We start from the raw sequence: 24,014 nt of genomic DNA, 5'->3' as shown, positions 1-24,014 counted from the left end.
GCCCCGCGTCAGGCGGTCGGCGCCCGGCTGATCAGTTCCGCCCGGTTGCGGACGCCCAGGCGGCGGAACAGCCGGGTCAGGTTCGCCTCGACGGCCTTCACCGACAGGTGCAGCACCCCGGCGATCTCCCGGTTCGTGGCCCCGGCCCGGACCAGCTCGGCGATCCGCAGTTCCAGGTCGGTCAGCGGGCCCTCGGGCGCGTCGAGGCGGGCGAGTTCCGCCTCGGCGTACCGCAGGTAGGGCACGCACCCGGCGAGGGTGTAGCGCTCCACCGCGTCCTGCAACGCCGCCCGGGCCGCCGCGCGCCGCCGGGCCCGGCGTTCCAGGGCGGCGAGGGTGAGCAGCGCGCGGGCCACCTCCAACGGGTACGGGTGCTCGGCGGGCAGCTGGGCGCGCAACGCGTCGGCCGCCGCCCGGGGGTCGCCGGTCACGCCGTCGAGCAGGATCCGGGACCGGGTCAGGCCCAGGGTGACGACGTCGCGGCCCAGCCGGTTCGCCTCGGCCCGCGCCTCGCCCAGCAGGCCGGCGGCCTCGGCGGTCGCGCCGGTCAGGATCAGGCACTCGGCGAGGTCGGCGTCGACGAGGAACATCGCCGGGTCGGTGTACCCCTGGCGGTGCAGCAGGGACCGGCTGCGGCGCTGGCTGCGCGCGGACGCCTCGTACCGGCCGAGGAGCCATTCGGCCCGGCCGCGCAGGCCGAGCGCGTAGGCCAGCCACTCGACGGCGTCGGTGCGCGCCCAGGCGGAGGCGGCGGCGTCGAGGAGCTCGAAGGCGCGCTCGGCGGTGCCGCCGTTGAGTTCGGCCGCGCCGCGTTGCAGCAGCTCGCCGAGCCGGTCGGACTCGAGTTCCGCCCGGAGCCGCCCGCCGTACTGGCCCGTGGCGTGGGCCTCGGCGCACCGGCCGGCCCGCTCGTACAGGCCGGTGGCGGTGAACAGCAGGTCGCACAGGTCCAGGGTCCGGCCGGCGCGTTCGGTGTCGGCCCGGAGCCGTTCGTGGGTGCCGAGGGCCCCTGCGACGTCCCCGGACCGGACCTGCGCCACGGCCTGGATCTGCCGCATGAAGATGGTGGCCTCGGTGAGGGGCTGGCCGTGGGCGAGCGCGCAGCCCCGGTCGAGGATCTCCAGGGAGCCCTGCGGGTCGCGGTGCAGCTGGTGGGCGAGCCGGGTCGCGATGGCCTCGACCTCCAGTTCCTCGTCGGCGGCGTCGCGGGCGAGTTGTTCGATCCGGTCCAGCCCGGACGGTCCGACCCGGACCCCGGTCTCGCGGAACGTCTGGTAGGCGCGGGCCAGCAGCACCCAGCCGGTGAGCCGGGGGTCGCCGGTGGCGTCGATCTCTGCCGCGTCGAGCAGGGTCTTGACCTCGGCCGGGTCCTGGCCGGGGAGGCGGGCGAGCAGCAGCCGCGCGCCGACCCGGTCGGTGTGGTCGGGGCCCCGGGTGACGGCCAGGCACGCCGAGCGGACCTGGTCGGGCAGGCCGGCGGCGTGCGCGTGCCGGGCGGCGGCGAGCAGGCGGTGCGAGACGAGGAACGGGCCGTCGGGGTCCGGGGACTGCCCGGCACCGGAGAGGTCCGTGTCGCCGAAGTACCCGAATGATCCGTTGATCTCCCCCGACATCTCCGGGGTGTGCTCGGCGGCCAGTCGGCACAGCTCGGCGGCGGTGCCCGGCGCGCCCCGGGCGAGGGCCACCTCGGCCGCCGCCTCCAGCGCCCGGGCGAGCGCCGGATCGGGTCCCGGGGTGGCCAGGGCCCGGTGCCGGACCCGTTCGACCGGGTCGGGGACGAGGTCGGCGAGCCGGGTGTGCGCGGCCTGGCGCTGGGCGGGGGTGGCGTCGGCGTAGACGAGCTCGCCGAGCAGTGGGTGGCTGAACCGCAGCTCCCCGCCCGGTGACAGGCCGAGCACGCCGGTGGCCAGGCCGACGGCCAGCCCCGGGTCGTCGGTGGGCAGCAGTTCGCGGCCGGGGCGGGCGGCGGCGGCGACCAGGAGCAGCGCGGGCATGGCCTGGACGGGCAGTTCGGCCAGCCGGGCGGACAGCAGCGGGCGGAGCCGGTCGGGGACGGGCAGCGGCTCGTCGGGGCGCACAGGTTCGCCCCGGCGGCGCAGGGCCCTGCCGAGCTCCAGCGCGTACAGCGGGTTGCCGCCGCTGGACGCCCGTACCCGGCCGAGGGTGTCGCCCGTCAACGGCATGTCGAGCCGGTTGCGCAACAGTTCACCGAGGACGGTCTCCGGCAGGCCCTCCAGCGGGATCTCCGTCATCTGCGGCGGGAGCAACTCGATGGCGAGGGGTTCGGAGCCGGGTTCGACGCGTTCGGTGACGAGCATCCGGACGGGCAGCGTGCCGAGCCGGCGGGCCGCGAAGGCGAGCACCTCGGCGCTGGCCGGGTCGATCCAGTGCGCGTCGTCGAGGACGAGCAGCACGGTGCCGCGCAGGGCGAGCCCGCGCAGCAGTTCGAGCACGCCGAGCCGGATGGCGAGCTGGTCGGTGGCCGCGCCGGCGAGGGGCGCGCCGCGCAGCAGGGCCGTCTCCAACGCGGCCCGCAGGTGGCCGGGCAGCGTCGGCGGGTCCACGTCGAGCACGCCGCAGAACAGGTCGCACAGCGTCAGGTGCGGCAGTCCGGCCTCGACGGCGGAGGGCGTGCTGCGCAGGACGAGCTGCCCCTGGGCGGCCGCCTCGGCGCCCAGTGCCTCCACGACCGCGGACTTGCCGATGCCGGCCGGCCCGTACAGCAGCACGCCGGCCCCCGTGTCCAGCTGGGCCCGGCACCGTTCGAGAACGTCCTCGCGCCCCAACAGGGTCGGTTGATCGCTCATGCGGGACAGTGTGCGCTTCCTCCCGGGGTACGCGAAAGACCGGCAGGTCCGGACGGCGCCCACCGTCCGGACCCGCCGGTTCATCCGGCGGCCTCTCCTACGTCAGCGACACGTCGTCGACGAGGAAGGTCGTCTGCAGGTACTGGTCCTCGGTGCCCAGGAACTTCAGCGTGACCGTCTGGCCCCGGTACGCGCTGAGATTCACGGTCTTCTGGACATATCCGGCACTGGCGTTGGCGTTCGAGTACGTCGCCAGTGTCGTGTTCCCCACCTGCACCTTGAGGGTGTCGTACGCGGTGGAGCCGGACTCGGCCGTGGAGATCTTCACCCAGAAGGTGAGGGTCCCGGCGGCGTTGGAGGGGATGGTGACGCTCTGGGACAGGGTCTCGGTGTTCGCCGAGCCCACGCCGTTCATCCAGGCGTACCACGTGCCGCCGTGCGGTACCTGCTGCGTGCTGTTCGTGATGTCCTGCGCGGACTGGGTCCAGCCGGTGACGCCCGACTCGAAGCCCGGGTTCGCGATCAGGTTGCCGCCGGGGCCCGTGGTGGGGCCGACGGTCGGCGAGGTGGTCGGCGACGCCGTCGGGGACGAGGTCGGGCCACCGGTCGGGGTGCTCGTCGGCTGCGGCACGGCGGTGCCGACGCTGACGGCGGCCCAGGCCACGGACGTCTGCCAGTACTCGACGGACGAGGCGCCGTAGAGGTCCTTGGCCGCGTTGAGGGACGCGGTGCGGGCCTGGGAGTAGTTCGTGGTCGAGCCCATGTAGGTGGTCAGGGCGCGGTAGAAGATCTTCGCGGCCTTGTCCCGGCCGACCCCGGCCACGGTGGAGCTGTTGCACGTGGTGCCGTTGTGCGCCCGGCCACCGATCGTCTTCGTGCCGCTACCCTCGGCGAGCAGGTAGAACGCGTGGTTGCCGATGCCCGAGGAGTAGTGCACGTCGAGGCTGCCGACGCCGGAGTACCAGCAGCCCTTGCTGACCCCGTCCGCGGTCGGGTTGTCCATCCGCCGCATCGCGCCGGAGCCGCCGACGTTGAAGCCGATCTTCTCGCCGATGTAGTAGTCGCCCGCGTCGTTGGCGTTGCCGGCGTTGAACTCCACCATCGTGCCGAACACGTCACTCATCGACTCGTTGAGCCCGCCGGACTCGCCCTGGTACTGCAGGCCGGCCGTGTTGCTCGTGACCCCGTGGGTCAGCTCGTGCCCGGCCACGTCCAGCGAGGTCAGCGGCAGGTTGCCGTTCTGGGAGCCGCCGTCGCCGAAGGACATGCAGAAGCAGTCGTCGTTCCAGTACGCGTTGACCAGGCTGTTGCCCACGTGCGCGTACGCGGTCGCGCCGACCCCGTCGCCCCGGATGCCCGAGCGGCCGTGCACGTTCTTGTAGTAGTCCCAGGTGCGGGCCAGGCCGTAGTTGACGTCCACGCCGGCCGTCGCCCGGTCGGAGTTGGCGCCGCTGCCCCACGCGTTGTCCGCGTCGGTGTAGGCGACCGCGTTCTGGCCCGGGTTGGTGTCCGGGCTGTTGCGCGAGTCCATCACCTTGGTGTTGCCCCGGACCGGGTCCGTCATCGTGTACTGCGAGCCCGACTGGGTGGTGTCGAGGCTGACGGTGCCGTTGTGCTGGCCCTTGCCCGAGCCGACGGCCGAGTGGATCAGCTCGTAGGTGGTGATCAGGGCGCCGGTCTGCGCGTCGGTGACGACGGCGGACTTGGCGTAGTGGCCCTCTGCGTCAGTACCCTCCACAGTGCTGCGGTAGGCCAGGGTCGGAGCGCCGTCGACCGCGTAGACGACCAGCTCGGGGCTGGCCTTGCCCGCCGTGATCCCGGCGACCGCCCCGGTGGCCCGCGAGGCTGCCGCGGGGCCGCTGACCTTCGGCGTGGTGCTCGGCACGGTCACCGTGGCGTTGACGGCCTTCTGGGTGCTCCGGACGGCCCCGCCGGGGGCGCGGTGCACGATCAGGTCGCCGCCGACGACCGGCAGGCCCGCGTAGGTGCGGTCGTACCGGACGTGCCGGGAGCCGTCGGAGTCCACCACGACGTCCTTGACGACGAGCTTCTCGCTCGCGCCGAGCCCGAGGGCACTGGCGGTGGCGACGGCCTCGTCCTGGCCGACCCGGAGCGCGGCGGCCCGCGCCTCGGGGGTGAGCGCCCTGGCGGTCACCAGGGTCTCGCCGCCGGCGCCGGTGCCGGCCTGCGCGAGGCCGACCCCCGTCACCGCGACGGCGACCACGGCCACGCCGATGGCGACCGTCATCTTCCTGCTGGACATCTTGTTCCCTTCACCGGGTCGGGTGAGGGGATTCGATCTAGATCCGACCCGGTGAACGGACGTTAAGGGGACTTTCCCGTTCGGAACAACGGCACAAGGGAGTAGGCAAGGGGCCGGCAAGGGCCGACCGTTTACACGGAGTCGGCGACCTGGGCAGCGGAGTCTGCGACCGGGTCGGCGGGGTCGGCGACCGGGGCGGGGAGGCGCGCCGACCACCAGGTGAGGGCGGCGGCCCCGGCGGCGAGCGCGGCGCACAGTCCCCACAGGACGCCGGGCGCGCGGGCGTAGACGGCGGCGCCGAGCGGGGCGGACAGCAGGGTGCCGCTGGTGGCGAGTCCGACGTAGAGGCCCTGGTAGCGGCCGACGAGTTCGGGGGCGGCGGCGTCGACCGCGTGCGCGTTCGCGGTGGTCTTGTAGAGGATCTCCCCGGCTGTCAGCACCACCATGCCCGCGACCACCACCCAGGCGGCCGGGCTGGCCCCGAAGAGCGCGAAACCCACCCCCACCAGGAGGTACCCGGTGCCGATGATCCCCAGGGACGGCAGCCGGCGCAGGACGAGGGTCACCGGGATCTCGCACACCAGGATCAGGCCGGAGCCGATCGCGATCAGGGCCGCGTACAGGCCGACGGGATGGCCGTGGTCGCGCAGGTACACGGGCAGGGTCGAGTAGAGCTGGCGGTAGACGAGGTCGACGGCGACGATCGCGGGCAGGAAGGTGAGCAGCCGGCGGTCGGCGCGCAGGCTCCGCCACAGGGAGGCGCGCCCGTGCCCGGCGGCTCCGGCTCCGGCTTCGGTGCCGCGCCCGGCCCCGGCCCGTCGCCCGGAGTCCCCCGCACTCCGGGCGACGGTCGGCTCCCGGGGCAGCAACCGGATGGTCACCGCCCGGACCAGCAGGGTCACCACCCCTTCGATCACGAACATCCAGGTGTACGAGTACGCGGCGAGCACCGCGCCCAGCGGCGGCCCGAGCACGCACCCGGCGTTGAACGCGGCCCGGCTGACGGCCACCGACCGGCGGCGGTCACCCTCGGGCACGGCGAGGGCGACGAGCGCGCCCTGGGACACGCCGAGGGTGGCCCCCGCGTAGCCGAGGACGGCCATGTGCGCGGCCAGCAGCGCCGACGGCAGCCACGGGACGGCGATCATGCCCAGCCCGACGACCGCCGAGGTGACCACCAGGGTCCGCCGGTGCCCGAACCGGTCGCCGAACCCGCCGCCGGTGAAGTTGCCGGCGAGCACGCCGAGGCCCAGGGCCGCGCTGACCGCCGCCGCGTGGCCGAGGGACAGCTGCCGGGGGCCGGTGAGGTAGAGGAACAGGTAGATCGACACGAACGCGCCGATCGCGTTGACGAACCGGCCGCCGGCCAGGACCCAGACGAGGCGGGGGATGTCGCGCACCGGGGCACCTCCGAGTAAGTCTCTTTTGGGAACTGACCCTAGACTGGACCCCATGGACCGCACAACCCGGCTGCGGGACCCCGCCTGCGCCATCGCCCAGTCCCTCGACGTGGTCGGCGACTGGTGGAGCCTGCTGGTGCTGCGCGACGTGGCCCGGGGGCTGCACCGGTTCGAGGAGCTGCGGTCCTCGCTCGGCGTCTCGCGCAAGGTGCTCACCGAGCGGCTCGGCGGGCTGGTCGGGCACGGGGTGCTGGAGCGGCGGCCGTACACGGACCGCCCGCCCCGGTCGGAGTACGTGCTGACGGAGCTCGGCCGGGGGCTGCTGCCCGTGCTGGTCGCGCTCCAGGACTGGGGGGACCGGTGGCTGATGGGTGACGGGAGCACGACGGCCACGGCCGCGCCGGACTCGGCGGAGGCGCGTCGGGTGCACTCCCTCGTCGGTACCCGGATCCCGGCCCTGGAGGGCTTCGACCCGGTCGCCACCACCCCCTGGACGGTGCTGTACTGCTACCCCGGCACCGGCCTGGGCGCCGCGGGCGTCCCCGGCGCGGCCGGCTGCACCCTGGAGTCCTGCACGTACCGCGACCGGCTGGGCGAGTTCGCCGCCCTCGGCGCGACCGTGCACGGGGTGAGCACCCAGACCCCGGCCGAGCAGGCCGCGTTCGCCGCCGCCGAGCGGATCCGGTTCCCGCTGCTGTCGGACTCCGACCTCGAACTGGCCACGGCGCTGCGGCTGCCCACCTTCCGGGCCGCCGGCACCGCCCGGCTCAAGCGGCTCACGCTGGTGGTGGACGCCGCCCGGACCGTGCGCGGTGTGCTCTACCCCATCCCCGACGTCACCGGAAGCGTGGAGGACGCGCTCGACCTGGTGCGCCGGTTGACACTTCCGCACGACCGTGCGCAGAATGGGCCCCATGAGCAAGGGTGAGCTGACCAAGCAGGCCGTGCTGGAGGAGGCGACCACCATCGCCGCCCGGCTCGGCCTGGAGGGGCTGACCATCGGCTCGCTGGCCACCAGCATGAACATGTCCAAGAGCGGGCTGTTCGGCCACTTCCGGTCCAAGGAGGCCCTGCAACTGCAGGTCCTGGCGCACGCCCGGGAGAACTTCACCCACCTCGTCCTGCGGCCGGCCCTGGCCGCCCCGCGCGGCGAGCCCCGGCTGCGGGTCATGCTCGACCGCTGGCTGGACCTGGGGCTCACCTTCGCCGCAGGCTGCCTGTTCGTGTCGGCGGCGACCGAGTTCGACGACCGGGAGGGCCCGGTCCGCGAGCAGCTCGTGCACGACCACCAGGACATGCTGGACTCCGTCGCGCAGATGTTCCGCGCCGGGATCTCCGAGGGCACCTTCCGCGCGGACGCCGACGCCGAGCAGTTCGCGCACGACGTCAACGGCGTGATGCTGGGCTTCTACCACGCGTTCCGGCTGCTGCGCGATCCGCTGGCCGAGACCCGGGCCCGGCGCGCCTTCGACACCCTCCTGAACAACGCCCGACCCTAGACCCCTTTTGGAGTACGCCATGGCTGAGGTCTCGTTCGCGAAAAGCACGATCGTTCGTTCTCTTCGAGTGACGTTCCGCACCCTGGAGAAGGTCGCCCCGCCCGCCGCCGTCCGGCTCGCCGAACGGCTGTGGTGCACCGTCCCGCGCGGCCCGGTCCGCCCCTTCGACGTGCCCGGCGAGCGCTTCGTCGTCCCCGTCGACGGCCGGTCGGTGGTCGTCGAGTCCTGGGGCGAGGGCCCGATCGTGTACCTGCTGCACGGCTGGGGCGGCTGGCGCGGCCAGTTCGCAGCGTTCCGGCAGCCGCTGCTCGACGCCGGGTTCCGGGTGGTGGCCCTCGACGCGCCCAGCCACGGGGACTCCGACGCCGGCTCGTTCGGCAGGGGGCGCGGGCTGCTGCCCGAGTTCACGGTCGCCCTGACCCGGGTCGTCGAGGCGGTCGGGCCGGCGCACGCGGTCGTCGGGCACTCCCTGGGCGGGGCCGCCGCCGCCATCGCGGTCCTCGACGGCCTGCGCGCCCGGCACCTGGTCCTCGTCGCCGCGATGGCCGACGCGATCCCCTACACCCGGGACTACGCGGCGACCTTCGGCTTCTCCGAGCGGACCCGGGTGGCCTTCCTGGAGCGCCTCGAACTGCGGGTCAAGCGGCGGATGAGCGATTTCGACATCCCGGCCCGGGCCCGGGCGGCCGTGTCGCCGCTGCCGGCCGCGCTGCTGGTGCACGACGTCCGGGACAAGGAGGTGCGGCACTCCGACGCGCAGACGCTGGTGGCGGCGTGGCCGGGGGCCCGGATGCGGTCGACCGACGGACTCGGGCACCGGCGGATCCTGCGGGACCCCGGGGTGGTGGCCGAGGTGGTGGCGCACCTGGTGGGGACGCCCGCCGCCCGGCCGGAGAGGGCCCGGGAGGACGTCAACGCCTGAGGCGGGGCTCCGGCCGCCCGACCGGCCCCGCAGGCCCGTGGCCGGGCTGTGACGGGCCGCGCCCGGGCCTCGGGGTGGCCGTGGCAACCTTGCAATATGTGACAACGATGGCCGCGATCATGCACGGAAACTGCGTGAATACGCAGGGGTCACGCGCATTGGTGCACGCAGTTGCTCGTTTCCAGTCAAGTATTGACATGAATGCTCAAGCGTTCGTCCAATGACGCCATGACTTCCCCTCGAAGACTCCGCCTATTCATCGGAGCGCTGCTCGTCGGCGGCGCGCTGAGCGTGGTTCCCCTCTCCCCGGCGGCCGCCGCCACCGCCGGGGACGTGACCGGGTTCAGCAAGTCCGGCAACACGTACAACATCACGACGTCGGGTACCGCGAAGGCCAGAGTGGTCTTCGCGCGGGCCGACATCTTCCGGGTGCAGGTCGCGCCGACCGGGACGTACGACGACCCGGCCGGCACCGACATCACCATCAAGACCGACTTCGGGTACACCGCGCCGGCGTTCACCGACGAGGGCACGTACTACAAGGTCGCCACCAGCTCCGTCACACTCCGGGTGAACAAGACCCCGCTGCGGTTCTCCGCCTACAAGGCCGACAACACGACGCTGCTGTGGTCGGAGAGCGCCGCGCTCAGCTGGACGGGGAGTGCGACCACCCAGTCGCTGACCCGGGGCGCGGACGAGCAGTTCTACGGCACCGGGCTGCGGCTCGGCGAGTGGGCACTGCGCGACAAGACCGTACCCGTCAAGATCGACAACCACTGGAACGAGAACGACAACGCCTCCCCGGCGCCGTTCTACATGTCCACCAACGGGTACGGCGTCCTGCGCAACACCTGGTCCACCGGCTCCTACGCGTTCACCGGCCCGTCGGCCCTGACGCACAACGAGAACCGGTTCGACGCGTACTACTTCGCCGGCAACGGACCCGGAGACCTCAAGGGCGTCCTGAACGCCTACACCGACGTGACCGGCAAGCCGTTCCTCGCGCCGATGTGGGGCTTCGAGCTCGGCAACGCCGACTGTTGGAGCACCTGGAACACCGACCCGGCGCGCGGCCCCGTGAACCGGGCCGGGCACGGGCACACCCCCGACGTGGTCGCCTACGCCACCGACGCCCGCGCCAAGGACATGCCCTCGGGCTGGTTCCTGCCGAACGACGGCTACGGCTGCGAGTACGAGGACCTGACCCAGACCGTGGCCGACCTGAACGCCAAGGGCTTCAAGACGGGCCTGTGGACGGAGCGCACCCTGGGCAACATCGCCACGGAGGTCGGCGTGTCCGGCACCCGCGCGGTGAAGACGGACGTCGCCTGGGTCGGCGGCGGCTACAAGAACGCGTTCACCGGCGTCAACCAGGCCGTCGCGGGGATCGAGGACAACTCCGACGCCCGCCGGTTCGTCTGGACCGTGGACGGCTGGGCCGGTACCCAGCGCAACGCCGTGGTGTGGACCGGGGACACCGAGGGCGACTGGGACAACATGCGCTGGCACGTGCCGGCCATCGCGGGTGCCGGGCTGTCCGGGCTCAACTACGCCTCCGGCGACGTGGACGGCATCTACGGCGGCTCGCCGGACACCTACGCCCGCGACCTGCAGTGGAAGGCGTTCACCCCGGCGTTCATGACCATGTCGGGCTGGGGCGCGCAGAACCCTTCGGCCGGCTACAACGACAAGCAGCCGTGGCGCTTCGACACCGCGCACAACGACATCAACCGCAAGTACCTGCAGCTCAAGATGCGGCTGATGCCGTACATGTACACGATGAGCCAGAACGCGAGCGTCACCGGCACCCCGGCCGTGCGCGCCATGGTCCTGGACTACCCGAACGACCCGGTCGCCCGGGGCAACCAGACGTCGGGGCAGTTCCTGTCCGGCGACTCGTTCCTCGTCGCCCCGGTGGTCACCAACACGACGACCCGCGACGGCATCTACCTGCCGGCCGGCACCTGGACCGACTACTGGACCGGGACCGTCTACCAGGGACCGACCACGATCAACAACTACAGCGCTCCCCTGAACACCCTGCCCCTGTTCGTCAAGGGCGGCGCCATCGTCCCGATGTGGCCGCAGATGAACTACACCGGTGAGAAGGCCGTCTCCACGCTGACGTACGACCTGTACCCGCGCGGCAACTCCTCCTTCACCCTGTACGAGGACGACGGGATCACCCGGGCGTACCGCACCGGCTCCTCGGCCACCCAGGCCGTGACGATGACCGCCCCGACCACGGGCACCGGCGACATCACGGTCAACGTGGGCGCGTCGGTCGGCTCCTACACCGGCAAGCCGTCCTCCCGGGGCTACGAGTTCACCACCCACCTGGCCGGCGCGCCGAGCACGGTGAAGCTGGGCTCGACCACGCTGACGCAGCAGTCCTCCAAGGCCGCCTACGACAGCGCCGCCACCGGCTGGTACTTCGACGGCAAGGTGCTGTGGACGAAGGTCGGCTCGCAGTCGGGCGCGTTCGCGGTGACCCTGACCGGGGCGACCCTGCCCGCGGCGACCACCCCGCCGACCGGCTCGCAGCCCATCCCGAAGTCGGGCTGGTCCCTGCAGTACGTCGACAGCCAGCAGAACACCACCGGCAGCGACGCGGCCACCAACGCGTTCGACGGCAACACGTCCACCATGTGGCACTCGGTCTGGAACGGTGGCACGCTGCCGCACGAGATCCAGGTGAACCTGGGGGCGTCGTACAAGGTGGACTCGCTCAAGGTCCTGCCCCGCCAGGACGGCGGCGTCAACGGCCGGATCGGCTCCTACGAGATCTACGTGTCGGACTCCGCCAGCAACTGGGGCACGGCCGTGGCCACCGGCACCTTCGCCGACGACGCTACCGAGAAGACGGTGACGTTCGCGCCGAAGATCGGCCGCTACATCCGGCTCAAGGCGACCACCGAGGCCGGCAACCGCGGGCCGTGGACGTCCGTGGCGGAGCTGTCCGCCACCGGCACGGTGCCGCCGGCCCTGCCGACCGCCGGCGCCCTCGTGCACCAGACGTCGTCGAAGTGCGCGGACCTGCCCGCCGGGGCGACCGCTCCGGGGACGCAGCCGACGCTGTACAGCTGCAACGGCGCCGCGCACCAGCAGTGGGCCTTCAACGCCAACGGCACGCTGACCGGCAAGAACGGCGTCTGCCTGGACGGGACCGCGGCGGTCGTGGCGGTCCAGAACTGCTCCGGCGCCGCCGGCCAGCAGTGGGTGCAGGCGTCCGACGGGACCGTGACCGGCCTGGGCGGCAAGTGCCTGGCGCCGGTGGGCAACGGCACCGCGAACAGCACGAAGCTGGAGCTGGCGACATGCTCCGGGGCTGCCAACCAGAAGTGGACCGTGCAGCCGTAGGACACCGGGTGCCGGGTCCCTCCTCCCCGGCACCCCACCCGCCGCGCCGCCGGCCCCTCGGTGACGCGGACCCCTCGGGGAAGTCGTCGGTCCGCCGCCCCCGGCGACCGGCGGCTTCCCCGCAATGCTTTCCCGGCACGGCGCCGCCCGGGGCCGTGCCGGGGCGAGAGTTGGGGCGGCCGGGCCAGGCGAGGGGCCCAGCCCGGCCGCCCCGCACCCTGCGACCGCCTTCACGTGCCGGCTTGACGAGTGCGCCGGACGACCGCACGCTGGTGGCGGGACCGAAATCGCCAGGGGTGCCGGTGGCGTTCCGTACCTATCCATGATCATGGCCGGCTGGTAACTGTCCGAACAGTGGCCTAGCATATGACGTACTACATAGAATCGGGCCTTCGCGACACCAGGTTCCCGACTCTCAGGTGGTAACGTCTGGTCACCTTGGCGAACGGAGAACCCTGTGGTGAGCGAGCACGACCTCCCCACGCTCCGGCTGCCGTCCGCAGCCCGGCGCACCCTCCGTGAGGAAGTCACCGCCGCGTTGCGCGCCGCCCTGATCTCCGGTGAGCTCCGCCCGGCCGTGGTCTACTCGGCCGCCACCCTCGCCAGCACGTTCGGCGTCTCGGTCACGCCCGTCCGCGAGGCCCTCCTCGACCTGGTCAAGGAGGGCATGTTCGAGGTCGTCCGCAACCGGGGCTTCCGGGTCACGGCGCTGTCGGACCGCGACCTCGACGAGTTCCTCGAGATCCGCGCCCTGATCGAGGTCCCGATGATGCGCCGGGTGATCGAGCAGGCCAGCCAGCCCGCGCTCACCGCGCTGCGCCCCATCGCCGACGAGATCGTCGCGGCGGCCGAACGCGGCGACCTGATCGCCTACATCGACGCGGACCTGCGCTTCCACCTCGGCCTCCTCGCGCTCGCCGGCAACCAGCACCTGGTCAGCGTCGTCAACGACCTGCGCACCCGCTCCCGGCTCTACGGCCTGACGGAGCTGCACGAGCGCGGCGGCCTGGTCGACTCGGCCCGCGAGCACCACACGCTCCTCGACGCCATCGCCAAGGGCGACGCCGAGGAGTCCGAGAAGATCATGACGTTGCACATCAACCACGTCCGCACGATCTGGGCCTCCTGAAACCCTATTTTTGGGTACGCACGGAGCAGGCTCCCCGCCTCAGGTCCACCCTGTGACCGACGGCGGTCCGCCCGCCCGGTAGCCGGCGACCGTCCGATGTGTTCGTCAACGAACGAACATGTTCGCCGCCTATCCCCACGCATCCGCCCAGCGGGCCCGGGAAGTCCGGCCGGTCGTCGGACAGTGGGGCGCGGAACGGGTCTGCGACGATGTCGGCGTGCATCCTGACGACCAGATCGACGAGACCGTCCCGGCCCAGCTCGTGGAGCTGTTCGCGGACTGGAACGACGGGCGCCCGCTGAAGGTCGTCGCGTGCGTGTGCGCCGGCTGCGGCGGGCGCGCTTTCGTGGTGCGCCTGGACGACACCGAGGGCGCGGCGGAACGCGAGTGCGTGGCGTGCGGCGGCCGGGTGTTCCTCGCGGACAGCGGCGAGTACTGGGACGAGGCCGAACCCGACGAGGCCGAGTGCCCGTGCGGCGGCGGCGAGTTCGAGGCGGCGGTCGCGTTCACCCTGGGCGAGGACGGGACGGTCCGGTGGGTGACCGTAGGGCTGCTGTGCCGGCGGGACGCGTTCGCGGGCGTCTACACCGACTGGAAGATCGACTACACCCCCACCGACCACCTGCTGACCTTGGCCTGATTCCCCTGGTCACCGGCGGCTGACGCCGCAGCTGCTCCAACGGGCCGTCTCGGGACGTCGGCCGACGACCATCGTCACAGGTTGCCGGCCACCACAGCCGGGGCCGGGTCCGGCCGCACGCGGTCACGCCCGCCACGCCCTCGCGCGCTGGTACGGCCCCTGTGCCACGGATCCGCCGTCCACCGACAGGCTCGCCCGGGCAGCCACGTAGAACTGGTCCCGGGCGGTGTCGGCTCCCTCGGTCGCCAGGTCCCAGGCGTCCTTGTCGAACGCCGGCAGTGTGCGGGCCATCCGCTCCACCTGGACGATCGCCGCCCACCAGTTCCGGGCCGCCACGACGGTGGCCTCGTCGCCGAGCAGGAGCATGGACTCCCATTCCCGGGTACGCCGCAGGTCGGTCGCGGCGAGCGTCTCCAGTCCGACGGCGTAGTCCATGACCTGCGTGGTCGTGCCGCCCCGGTGTGCCGCGGTCATCCTGAGCGCCACGGCGTGGATCTCCTTCAACACCGCCGCGTACGTGACGTACGTGTCCAGCCGCCGCGCGTCCCACCGGACCCGCTGCTCCCGACGCCACTTGGCCCGCTCGTTGAAGCGGGTCGTCAGCAGGGTCCCCAGCCCGCCGACGACGACGCCCATCAGGCCGATCAACGCCGGAAGCTGGTCCAGAACCTTCGTCATACCGTCAACCTATCGACCACCCGCCAGCTGGAGTGTCCGCACGGGGTCCGCGACCGGGCGGCACCGCGCCCAGGACCGCGCCACCGCCGACGCCGTCCTGGTCACCGGCGTCTTCGGATCGGTGGGATCGCCGACGAGATCCCGCCCCTGCCAACCTGCTCGACCGCGCACCGGGCCCCGGAACGGCGTGACCACGGAGTGGAACACACCCGGTGGGGATCATCGCAGCGCAGAGGTGTGCCCCTCGCGGGGCGAGGGGCACACGTTGGTCTTTCGGGCCCCGGGTCAATGGGGGCCTGTCGCTGTTAGATGCGGGGCGTGCCGCCGTAGTAGCCGCCGAGATCGTTGCGGTACGTGTCGGTGTCACGGGTGTTGGCGTCGTAGCCGGGGGCGTCCTTGATCTGGTCCTTGGTGCGGGAGACGTAGACCTTCTCCTGGCCGGTGTCGACGCGCTGGATGACGCCGGCAGGCAGGAGGACCTTGGAGCCGAAGATCCACGGGCCGGTGTCGACGACCACATAGCTGCCGCCGACCTCGTGGGTGGCTTCGTCGATCTTGCCGATGCTGCCGTCGGTGGCTTCGACGTGGTAGCCGGTCAGGTTGGCCAGGCCCGGGGTGTAGCCGCTGTCCTTGCCGTAGTTCCAGGCGTCGAAGGTGGCGTTCGGATCCGCGTTCGTCATGAGTCTCCCTGCTGGGGTTGCCTATCGGATGAGTAGTCAGTACCCGTGCCGTCCGGCTCTCAACCCCTCGGGGGTGTCTACGTGAAGATGCTGACGCCGCCGGGGCCGACGAGCAGGCCCACGACGATGAGCACGACGCCCCACAGCACCTGCTTGCGGAAGAGCGCGAAGATGCCGGCGACGACCAGGACTACTGCGAGGATCCACAAGAGAAAAGTCATGCCCCTGGAGTTCCCTCAACGGCCGATCTTCAACCCTGCACCTCCGTTGGCCACGGCTGCGTGGTGGTGTCCCTGCCCCTCGAAGGGACACCACCACGCAGCCCGGCCCCGGGTTCACGGACGCGTGAGACCCGTTCGCAGCTGGGCCAGGGAGAGTTTCAGGAGTCGGGAGACGTGCATCTGCGAAAGGCCGACTTCGGCGGCGATCTGGCTCTGGGTCAGCTGGTCGTAGTAGCGCAGGGTGAGGATGCGGCGTTCCCGGAGCGGCAGGCAGGCCAGTCGGGCGAGGAGCGGCTGGTGCGACAGGTCCTCGTCGACGGCCTCGTAGCCGGGGTCGGCGGCGCCGAGGAAACCGCCCAGGTCGACGGCCTCGCCGTCGGCTCGCAGTACCTCCAGCGAGGCCGGGTGGTAGGCCTGGGACGCACCGAGGGCGAAGCGCAGGCTCTCGACGGTCACGTGCAGGTGGGCGGCGAGTTCGGCGGGGGTGGGCCAGTGGCCCAGTTGTTGTCCGAGTTCCCCTGTGGCCACGGCGACGGCGCGGGCCAGTTCCTGGGCGGCGCGGGGGACGCGCATGCCCCAGGTGGTGTCGCGGAAGTGGCGTTTGAGGGTGCCGAGGATGGTGGGGGTGGCGTACCCGACGAAGGGGATCTGGCGGGTGGGATCGTAACCGTCGACGGCTTTGATCAGGGCCAGGCATGCGACCTGGATCAGGTCGTCGAGCGGTTCGCCGCGCAGGACATAGCGCAGCGCGAGCCGGCGGGCCAGCGGCAGGTTGTGCTCGATCGCGCGGGAACGCAGCCCGGCCCGGTCGGGGTGGCCGGTCGGCAGCGCACGCAGGTCGCGCAGAAGTTCCTCGGTGTTCACCGGTGCCGCCTCGCGCCGTCCGGAGGCCAGTGGGCGGGACGCGGCTCGCGGGGCGGGTACGAGGGTGAGCCAGGGCCTGGCGGGCGACAGGGTCTCCGGCGTGACCGGCGTCGGTGGTGGTGCGGGGAGAACGGTCATGGGAATCATCGCCCTTGGGGGGACACGCCGCGGTGTGTGTGCCGGCAGGGCCGGAACCTCAGGTGAGATCGCCGGTGTGCTGGTCGTGACCGCGGGGTCTGGGCGGTGAGGTGAGCCGGCGCGAACGCTGACGGGCGCGTGTGCACCGAAATCTGATCCGAGACCAACCCTACGCCAATACCGCTAAGGCGCAAGCGCCCCGATGCGCCAGCCCCGATCGGCCGGGCGCGTACGGGTTCAGAGTGTCTCGGATCCGTCGACGACGGCGCGGGCGAGTTCGGACAGTCGGCGGCTGCTGGACCGGGCGGTGGTGCGCAGGAGCGTGAACGCGGCATCCATGTCCAGGTGGCGCCGCTCGGCCAGTACCCCCTTCGCCTGTTCGATGATGATCCGGTTGTTCAGTGCGGTCTGGAGCTGGTCGGCGAGGGACTCGCGGTGGCTGATCGCGCGGGCCTGCAGGATGCCGATGGTGGCCACGTCGGCGAGTGCCTGCCCGAGCCGGAGCGTGTCGGCGTCGAGGGCGCCGGGGGCGGTGTCGAACAGAGCGAGGGCTCCGATGACGTCGTCGCGCAGCCGCATCGGGAGGGCGTGCACGGATTCGAACCCGATCGCGCGGGCGTCGGTGGCGAAGCGCGGCCACTGCCATGCGACGGCGTCCAGGTCGGGCGCCGCGACCGGCGCGCCGGTGCGGAAGCACTCCGTGCACGCCCCTCGTACGCCTGCTGGAGGAGCTCGTGCAGTTGGGTCTGTTCGGTGGAGGTGGCCACCACCCGCAGCACGCCGCGCTGGTCGGTCAGCAGCACCCCGGCGGCGGCGACGTCGAGAACCTCGGCGCACCGGACGGTGACCTGGTGCAGGAAGTCGACCACGTCGAAGTCGTCCACGAGGGTGTCGGCGAGTTCGACGAACGCCTCGGCCACCAGTCGGTCACTCATGATCGTTCACCTCTGTCGCGGGTAGTTCGGCTGGGACGCTCGATGGGTTGGGGCGTTGACCGTGCACGGGGTCACTTCCCATTCTCGCCGCCCGGCGGCGGATCGGGTTCGAAGCGCAGCCGCCGTTCGACGACGTCACGGGCCACGTCACCGAGACGCCGGTCGGCGGCGTAGGCATAGGCGCGAAGGCGGGCGAAGGCGGTCTGGGCGCTACTGCCCAGCTGCACGAGGATCATGCCGGTGGCCTGGTGCACCTGCGCGTGGTGGGCGGTGTCGTCGTCCTCCTGCCAGGCCAGGTCGGCGGTCTCCGGCCGGGTGTCGTCGGCCGCGTCGAGAAGCAGGGTGCCAGCGGCCTGGGCGAACGCCAACGCGTCGGCCAGCTCGTGCGCGCTCAGGTCCCCGGGTGACCTGCGGTACAGGGCCAGGACACCGAGTTCGATCGCGCCGATATGGATGGGGAGGACGAAAACCGCCCGCGCGCCACTGCCCAACGCGGCGGGCGTGAAAGCCGGCCACCGGGCGGCACACACCGGGGTGTCCAGATCCACGACGAGTACCGGCCCGCCGACCGTGAACGCGTCGACGCAGGGCCCCTGGCCGTAGGACAGCTGCCACTCCTCCAACTCCGCGGCGATCCGGTCTGTGGAGTGCACGGCGTCGCGGACGGTCGCGTCGACCATCACCGTCACCGCCGCCCCGTCCACCCCGGCAGCCGCCACCGCGGCCGAGCACACGTGGGCCATCGTGATCGGCGCACCATCGGAATGACCACTGATCCGCATCCACGCCCGCAACACCCGGTCAGTGGTCGGCACGACTGCACCACCCCGGCCCGGCCCCGGGGCGACACCGGAAACCCCTGGCGACACGGGTACCGCCACGGCAACGTTCGTTGGTCGAATGCACAGCGCGCACAGGTCCTCCCGATCTTGGTGCTCAGCACGTCACCGGGGATCAGGGGCAACCGTCATTCACCAGTCTAGATGTCGAACGTCATGCCACACCCATACCCACCCCGCGAACCCGGCCAAACGCGGGTTCGCCTTCCCCGCACATCGCCTCAAACGACAGGCTCCACCGTCAACGCAACGGAGAGGTGCGGCCAGGTGGCGCGGGCCAGCCGGATCAGGTCGTTCGCGGGCGGCTCCGGTGTGCCGGGTACCGGGTCGGGGAGGAAGCGCACGGTCGTACCCGTCGAGTTGTCGCTCTGGATCGGGATTAGGTCCGTGATGGGGAGGCCGTGTTCGTAGCGCTGGGACCACGCCCTACCGAGGCGGTGGTTGGTGTGCACCAGCCACGCGCTGAGGGCCGCGACGACCGACATGCCCCGCCGGGGGTGGCCGTCGGGGAGCAGTGGGGCGTCGGGCTGGTCGAAGAACCGGAGGTCCTTGGTCGCCATGACGGGCTTGCGGACGGGCCGGCCCTGGTCGTCGTACCGGGTGTCGGTCCCCCGGCCGTTGTCCGCCACGGACACCGAGCCGTCGGCGTGCAGGGTGACCAGGCACCGTCCCGAGCCGGTGTGCTCGGCCTCGTCGGCGGCGTAGGCGAGCACCTCGAGGATGAGGTGGGCGACGTCCGGGGCGAACCGCGACGGGTCGCGGCGGATCCCGTCCAGGTGCCCGGTGTCGACGGTGCCGGCCCAGTCGTGCGTGGTGTTCCGCCAGGAGTTGGTCACGGTCCGATTGTGCCAGCCCGTTCGGGCACCGGCCCGGCCGCCGACCGGCTCAGGCCGCCTCGGCCTCGAAGAACCGCAGCAGCGCACCGCGGAGCACCGTCGCCCGGGCATTGGTCGCCGGGGAGTACGCGACCGTGTCGTCCTCCAGTAGCCCCAGGCCGGCGAGCAGCAGGTTCATGTCGTCCTCGTCGGCGGCGAACACGTACCCGCCGTCGGGGGTGTATTCGATCGGCTTCATCGTCAGCCTCGCGGGGTCAGAGGGCCAGGAGGAACAGCGACCAGTCGTTGAGGACGTGCGCGCCGGTCGACACCCACAGGTTCTTCGTCTTGATGTACGCAGCCGTCAGCACCACCCGGGCCGCCCCGATCCCGATCAGCGCCTGGGCGACCTGCCAGTCGTAGGTGGGCAGGTGCACCGCGCCGAACATGAGCGCGGTGAGCAGCCAGGACAGGAGTACCGCCCGCTTGCGGCCCAGGTTCCTGCGGGTGTGCAGCCAGGTGAGCAGGGCGAGGAACGGCAGGATGGTGAGGACCTCCTCGCCGAGGAGCTGCGGCAGGGTCTTGAGGAAGAACATCACCTTCCCCGCGGTGTCGAGGTCGTCGATGCCCTCGATGGCGGGGTTGGCCTTGGTCCCGAACACGACCGCGACGATGCCGCCGACCACGAACGTGACCACCAGGTTCAGCAGCCAGAACCCGACCATCCAGCCGACGTCGCGCAGCCGGACCCGGCGGAACAGCGCGGTCCAGTGCCCCGGCGCGGCCCAGGCGAACACGGCCAGCGGGAGGGCGACGAACACCAGAGCCGGAATCAGCTGGGTGTACGTGCCGTTCAGGGCCTTGACCGGCGCGATCAGCACCGCGAACGCCACGGCCACGGCGATGACGACCAGCCACCATTGGCGGGCGGTGAGCGCGACGGGCCGGCCGTTGTAGAACGGGAAGTCGGTACCCGGGTCCTCCCACCGCCACCGGTCGCCCCCGGACGTGCCCTCAGCCACCGCGCGATCCTCCCCGAGTCCACTCATGAGGGCCATGCTTCCACGCGCCCGGCCCGCCGGTGTCCGTTTTCTCCGCGCAAGGAAGATCCGACGGGTACCGGGGTCACGCCTCCGCCCCGGCGCCGAGGGTCGGGCGGATCACAATCCGGCACGCGTGGACCGCAACCCCGCCCTGACCAGGGGTATCGTCCCTGAGCCACGCCCCAGCACCCGAAGGACCGTCATGTCAGCGCCCAGCGAGCCCGGTCCCGAGCCGACCCCGTCGGAGGGCCACCAGCCCACGTCCCCGGATCCGTGGTCGGCCCCGAGCGGGTCCCCGGCCCCGGACAGCCCCTCGGACGCGTCCCCGGCGGTCAGCGCTCCCCCGGCGACCGGCGGGCAGCCGGCGACCGGCGGCTTCCAGATCCCGGGCGGCGCCCACCCGACCGGCCCGCACCCGATGCCCGCCGGCCCCATCCCGGCCTACCCGCGGCCCCCGGCTCCGAACAGCAACCGCACGCTGTTCATCGTCCTCGGCGCGACCTTCGGCGCGCTCCTGCTGATCGGCGCGTGCTGCGTCGCCGGGTTCCTGGTGCTCCGGTCCCGCGACGACGCCTCCGACCGGCGTCCGGGCCCGCCCGGCGCGGCCGACACCCGCACACCGTTCTCGTGGCCGACCCCGACGGCCAGTCCGTCGCCGGCCACGGTCGGGCTGAACACGCCGGTCCGGGACGGGGTCTTCGAGTTCACCGTGACGAAGGTGGAGTGCGGGGTGCCGGAGGTCCGCTCCGGGGTGCTCGACCAGCAGGCCAAGGGCCAGTTCTGCCTGGTCGACATGAGTGTGAAGAACATCGGCCAGCGGCAGACGTGGTACATGTCGTCCAGCCAGCGCGCCTTCGGCCCGGACGGGACCATGTACGGCCTCGACTACGGCGCGGCCCTGCTCGTCAACTTCGAGCACGACAACTTCGGGATCACGGAGTACAACCCGGGCGTCGGGTCGAGCGGGGTGCTGGTGTTCGACATCCCGAAGACGGCCACCCTCACGCACCTGGAGCTGCACGCGTCCCCGGGGACCGTCGGCGCGAAGGTCACGATCAACTGACCTTCTCCGGGTACGTGGCGGATCGGCTCCAGCGGCGGCGACCGCGCCCGTCGCCGGCAGCCCGCACGTGGCCGCCGGTGACCGAGGCGGTCGCACCCACATGGCCACCGTGCGGCGTACCCGCCTCGGGGCCGCGCGGCAAAACCCGGCGACGTCGGCGGCCCTCCCCGCGATAATGGCCGACGTGGATCAGGTCGAGGTCGTCGTAGCCCACAAGGAGCGCACGACCCTGCGCGTCGGCGACGTGTTCCTGAAGGTCGACGCCGACCACACGCGTACCGCCATCGAGGTCGAGGCCATGGCCCTGGCGCCGATCCCGACCCCCCGGGTGCTGTGGCGCAACCCGCCCGTCCTCGCACTCGCCGCCGTCCCCGGCTCGGCACTCGGCCGCCTCGGCGAGCCGTCCACCGCGTCACCGGCGGCGTGGGCCGCGGCGGGTGCGGCCATCCGGAGGCTGCACGACGCGCCCCTGCCGCCGTGGACCGACCAGGGCATCGACGACATCGCCGCGCACCTCGACGGCGAATGCGCGTGGCTCATCGCGAACGGCGTCCTCCCGGCCGATCTGGTCACCCGCAACCGCCAGGTCGCCCAGGCGGCGCTCCGCCCGTGGGCCCCGGTGTTCATCCACGGCGACCTGCAGATCGCGCACGTCTTCGTGGACGGCGCCGAGGTCACCGGCGTGATCGACTGGTCCGAGGCGAGACAGGGCGACGCCCTCTACGACCTCGCCACGTTGACGCTCGGCCACGAGGAGCACCTGGGCGACCTCCTCGCCGGCTACGGCACCGACGTGGACCTCGACGTGATCCGCGGCTGGTGGTCGCTGCGGAGCCTGCGGGCGGCCCGCTGGCTGATCGAGCACGGCTTCGACCCGGACTCCCCGGGCTGCGAGTTCGACGTCCTCAGAGCCCGGATGTAGCCCCGCGGAAACCCGGACCGGCATGAGCCCGTGACGACGCGTGTCGGGCCCCGGGTCGGACCATCACGCCCAGCTCGGGAACGTCGAGCTCCTCCGGGTCCTGGACACCTCGGATGTCCGCGTCCGACGCCAGCCCGTGTCGTGCCAGCGTCTGCGGGGTGGGGAGAGCCCCCGGACGAGCGGTGGGCGGTGCTACGGCCGGGCCTCGCGGCGGCATCCGGCCAGGAGGATGGCGACCATGCGCCTGGCGTCGGCCCGGTCGTAGTCGGGGCCGACGATGCTGAGGTTCCCGATGGCGCGCAGGAGCGTGTAGGCGGTGATGCCGGGGCGGAGTTCGTCGGCGGCGGCGCAGGCGTCGAGCAGTGTCGCGCACGCGGGGACCAGGGTGTCGAGCATGAGGGCGTGGAGATTCTCCAGCCCCGGATCACCGGACCCGAGGGCGGCGCCGAGGCCGTGCTTGGTCACCAGGAACTCCACGAACGCGTCCGCCCAGCGGGTCAGGGCGGTGAACGGCGAGGCCGACTCCGCCAGGAGCCGGGGCGCGAGCGCGGTGCAGGTGTCGATCTGGTGCCGGTAGACGGCGGTGACGAGGTCCGCCCGGGTCGGGAAGTTCCGGTAGATCGTGCCGACGCCGACTCCGGCGCGTTCGGCGATGTCGCGGATGGGGGCCCCGACGCCCTGGTCCACGAAGACCGCCGCCGCGGCGGCCAGTACCCCGCTCCGGGTGCGTTGTGCCTGCGCCTGGCGTACTCCGACGGGTTCCGGCACGACTCCTCCATTTGCTCGCGGAACAATGTTCCGCTAAATTGGCGGAACGACGTTCCGTCAAAGTATGGCAGAGCGATCCCCCGGAGAAAGGGCAGGTCCCCCATGTCTTCCAGCCACCTCGACCAGCGGATCTTCGCAGTCAAGCCCATCACGGTCGCCGCGCCCGGCCGGAGCCTCGACCTGCGGGTGAAGGTCACCGCCCCGCTCTCGGGCCACAACCTGCCCGTCATCGTGTTCTCCCACGGCAACGCGTGGTCCCTGGACGGATACGGGCCGCTCGTCGACCGGTGGGCCGCCGCCGGATTCGTCGTGGTGCAGCCCACCCACCTGGACTCCCGCCGCAACGGCATCGGCTGGGACGACCCGCGCTTCGCCACCATCTGGCGGGTCCGGATCGCCGACCTCCACGCGGTCCTCGACGGCCTCGGCGACATCCTCCTCCAGGCCGGCGACCTGGGGACCCGCGTCGACCGCGAGCGCGTCGCGGTCGTCGGCCACTCCTGGGGCGCCCAGACCGCCGGCGCGGTCCTCGGCGCGCGCGTGCTCGACGCCGACGGCGTTCCCGGCGAGGACTTCTCCCACCCCGCGGTCTCGGCCGGCGCGCTGATCGCCGCGACCGGAACCGGCGACACCCTCACCCCGTTCGCCACCGAGCACCTCGCGTTCATGAGGCCGGACTACTCCACCATGACCACCCCGGCCCTGGTCATCGCGGGCGGCAAGGACCAGTCGCAGCTCTCCACCCGGGGGCCGGACTGGTTCACCGACGCCTACCACCTCAGCCCGTCCCCGAAGAGCCTGCTCACCATCGCCGACGGCGAGCACACCATGGGCGGCGTCGCCGGGGAGAAGGCCGCCGAAACCACCGACGAGGACCCCGCCCGCGTCGCCCTCGTCGCCGACGCGATCTCCGCGCACCTCCTGGACACCTTCACCCTCGACGGCACCGCGTGGGCCGACCTCGACAAAGCCGCCGCGGCGGGCGACGGCGCGTGGACCATCACCAGCAAGTGACCCGACCAGGAACA

The 24,014-nt window shown here is 72.2% G+C and carries 22 protein-coding genes; 9 read left to right on the top strand and 13 right to left on the bottom strand.

Features of this window, described 5'->3' with window-relative positions; genetic code table 11:
• Positions 1-8 precede the first annotated feature (8 nt).
• From PT931_RS31080 to PT931_RS31070, 3 genes are all read right to left on the bottom strand, one after another.
• Entirely contained in the window at positions 9-2,807 is a 2,799-nt protein-coding gene (locus PT931_RS31080; RefSeq protein WP_456249278.1) for an AAA family ATPase, read from the bottom strand.
• Positions 2,808-2,904: 97 nt separating this feature from the next.
• A complete protein-coding gene (locus PT931_RS31075; protein WP_456249277.1) occupies positions 2,905-5,070 on the bottom strand; it encodes a M4 family metallopeptidase in 2,166 nt (721 codons plus the stop codon).
• Between the two features lie 131 nt (positions 5,071-5,201).
• Complete coding sequence (locus PT931_RS31070; protein WP_456249276.1) at positions 5,202-6,470, bottom strand: MFS transporter; 1,269 nt, start codon at positions 6,468-6,470, stop codon at positions 5,202-5,204.
• Positions 6,471-6,522: 52 nt separating this feature from the next.
• On the opposite strand from PT931_RS31070, the gene PT931_RS31065 reads away from it, so the two are divergent.
• The 6 genes from PT931_RS31065 (at position 6,523) to PT931_RS31040 (ending at position 14,020) form a co-directional block, all read left to right on the top strand.
• On the top strand, positions 6,523-7,398 hold the full coding sequence (locus tag PT931_RS31065) for a winged helix-turn-helix transcriptional regulator (protein WP_456249275.1): 876 nt from the start codon (positions 6,523-6,525) through the stop codon (positions 7,396-7,398).
• The gene (locus tag PT931_RS31060; RefSeq protein WP_456249274.1) at positions 7,385-7,969 is read left to right on the top strand and encodes a TetR/AcrR family transcriptional regulator; all 585 of its coding nucleotides are present in this window, start codon (positions 7,385-7,387) and stop codon (positions 7,967-7,969) included. Before PT931_RS31065 ends, PT931_RS31060 begins: the two co-directional genes overlap by 14 nt.
• A 67-nt stretch (positions 7,970-8,036) precedes the next feature.
• On the top strand, positions 8,037-8,891 hold the full coding sequence (locus tag PT931_RS31055) for an alpha/beta fold hydrolase (RefSeq protein ID WP_456249273.1): 855 nt from the start codon (positions 8,037-8,039) through the stop codon (positions 8,889-8,891).
• Positions 8,892-9,119: 228 nt separating this feature from the next.
• Positions 9,120-12,251, top strand: coding sequence for a discoidin domain-containing protein (locus PT931_RS31050; protein ID WP_456249272.1), 3,132 nt, complete (start codon positions 9,120-9,122; stop codon positions 12,249-12,251).
• Between the two features lie 460 nt (positions 12,252-12,711).
• On the top strand, positions 12,712-13,380 hold the full coding sequence (locus tag PT931_RS31045) for a GntR family transcriptional regulator (protein ID WP_456249271.1): 669 nt from the start codon (positions 12,712-12,714) through the stop codon (positions 13,378-13,380).
• A 217-nt stretch (positions 13,381-13,597) separates the two neighbouring features.
• A complete protein-coding gene (locus PT931_RS31040) occupies positions 13,598-14,020 on the top strand; it encodes a hypothetical protein (RefSeq protein ID WP_456249270.1) in 423 nt (140 codons plus the stop codon).
• Positions 14,021-14,143: 123 nt separating this feature from the next.
• Here PT931_RS31040 and PT931_RS31035 read toward each other — a convergent pair whose 3' ends face one another.
• From PT931_RS31035 to PT931_RS30995, 9 genes are all read right to left on the bottom strand, one after another.
• The gene (locus PT931_RS31035; RefSeq protein WP_456249269.1) at positions 14,144-14,698 is read right to left on the bottom strand and encodes a hypothetical protein; all 555 of its coding nucleotides are present in this window, start codon (positions 14,696-14,698) and stop codon (positions 14,144-14,146) included.
• Between the two features lie 305 nt (positions 14,699-15,003).
• A complete protein-coding gene (locus tag PT931_RS31030; protein WP_456249268.1) occupies positions 15,004-15,378 on the bottom strand; it encodes a PRC-barrel domain containing protein in 375 nt (124 codons plus the stop codon).
• A gap of 77 nt (positions 15,379-15,455) precedes the next feature.
• A complete protein-coding gene (locus tag PT931_RS31025; protein ID WP_456249267.1) occupies positions 15,456-15,599 on the bottom strand; it encodes a GPGG-motif small membrane protein in 144 nt (47 codons plus the stop codon).
• Positions 15,600-15,713: 114 nt separating this feature from the next.
• Positions 15,714-16,601 (bottom strand): sigma-70 family RNA polymerase sigma factor, encoded by an 888-nt coding sequence (locus PT931_RS31020; RefSeq protein ID WP_456249266.1) that lies wholly within the window; start codon positions 16,599-16,601, stop codon positions 15,714-15,716.
• Positions 16,602-16,838: 237 nt separating this feature from the next.
• Complete coding sequence (locus tag PT931_RS31015; protein ID WP_456249265.1) at positions 16,839-17,438, bottom strand: ANTAR domain-containing protein; 600 nt, start codon at positions 17,436-17,438, stop codon at positions 16,839-16,841.
• 169 nt (positions 17,439-17,607) lie between these two features.
• Complete coding sequence (locus PT931_RS31010) at positions 17,608-18,351, bottom strand: ANTAR domain-containing protein (protein WP_456249264.1); 744 nt, start codon at positions 18,349-18,351, stop codon at positions 17,608-17,610.
• Between the two features lie 245 nt (positions 18,352-18,596).
• Positions 18,597-19,211, bottom strand: coding sequence for a hypothetical protein (locus PT931_RS31005; RefSeq protein WP_456249263.1), 615 nt, complete (start codon positions 19,209-19,211; stop codon positions 18,597-18,599).
• 49 nt (positions 19,212-19,260) lie between these two features.
• Entirely contained in the window at positions 19,261-19,449 is a 189-nt protein-coding gene (locus PT931_RS31000; protein WP_456249262.1) for a hypothetical protein, read from the bottom strand.
• 16 nt (positions 19,450-19,465) lie between these two features.
• On the bottom strand, positions 19,466-20,212 hold the full coding sequence (locus tag PT931_RS30995) for a CPBP family intramembrane glutamic endopeptidase (protein ID WP_456249261.1): 747 nt from the start codon (positions 20,210-20,212) through the stop codon (positions 19,466-19,468).
• 223 nt (positions 20,213-20,435) lie between these two features.
• Between PT931_RS30995 and PT931_RS30990 the strand changes: the two genes are divergently transcribed.
• Both PT931_RS30990 and PT931_RS30985 read left to right on the top strand, forming a co-directional pair.
• Positions 20,436-21,296, top strand: coding sequence for a DUF4352 domain-containing protein (locus PT931_RS30990; protein ID WP_456249260.1), 861 nt, complete (start codon positions 20,436-20,438; stop codon positions 21,294-21,296).
• A gap of 175 nt (positions 21,297-21,471) precedes the next feature.
• Complete coding sequence (locus tag PT931_RS30985; protein WP_456249338.1) at positions 21,472-22,218, top strand: phosphotransferase family protein; 747 nt, start codon at positions 21,472-21,474, stop codon at positions 22,216-22,218.
• Between the two features lie 192 nt (positions 22,219-22,410).
• Here the strand turns inward: PT931_RS30985 and PT931_RS30980 are convergent, their stop codons facing one another.
• On the bottom strand, positions 22,411-22,986 hold the full coding sequence (locus tag PT931_RS30980; protein WP_456249259.1) for a TetR/AcrR family transcriptional regulator: 576 nt from the start codon (positions 22,984-22,986) through the stop codon (positions 22,411-22,413).
• A gap of 102 nt (positions 22,987-23,088) precedes the next feature.
• Here PT931_RS30980 and PT931_RS30975 point away from each other — a divergent pair, with 102 nt between their 5' ends.
• A complete protein-coding gene (locus tag PT931_RS30975) occupies positions 23,089-24,000 on the top strand; it encodes an alpha/beta hydrolase family protein (RefSeq protein WP_456249258.1) in 912 nt (303 codons plus the stop codon).
• The last annotated feature ends 14 nt before the right edge of the window (positions 24,001-24,014 follow it).

This window comes from Longispora urticae (genome assembly GCF_053902585.1).
This window is presented reverse-complemented; position numbering and strand designations above follow the sequence as displayed.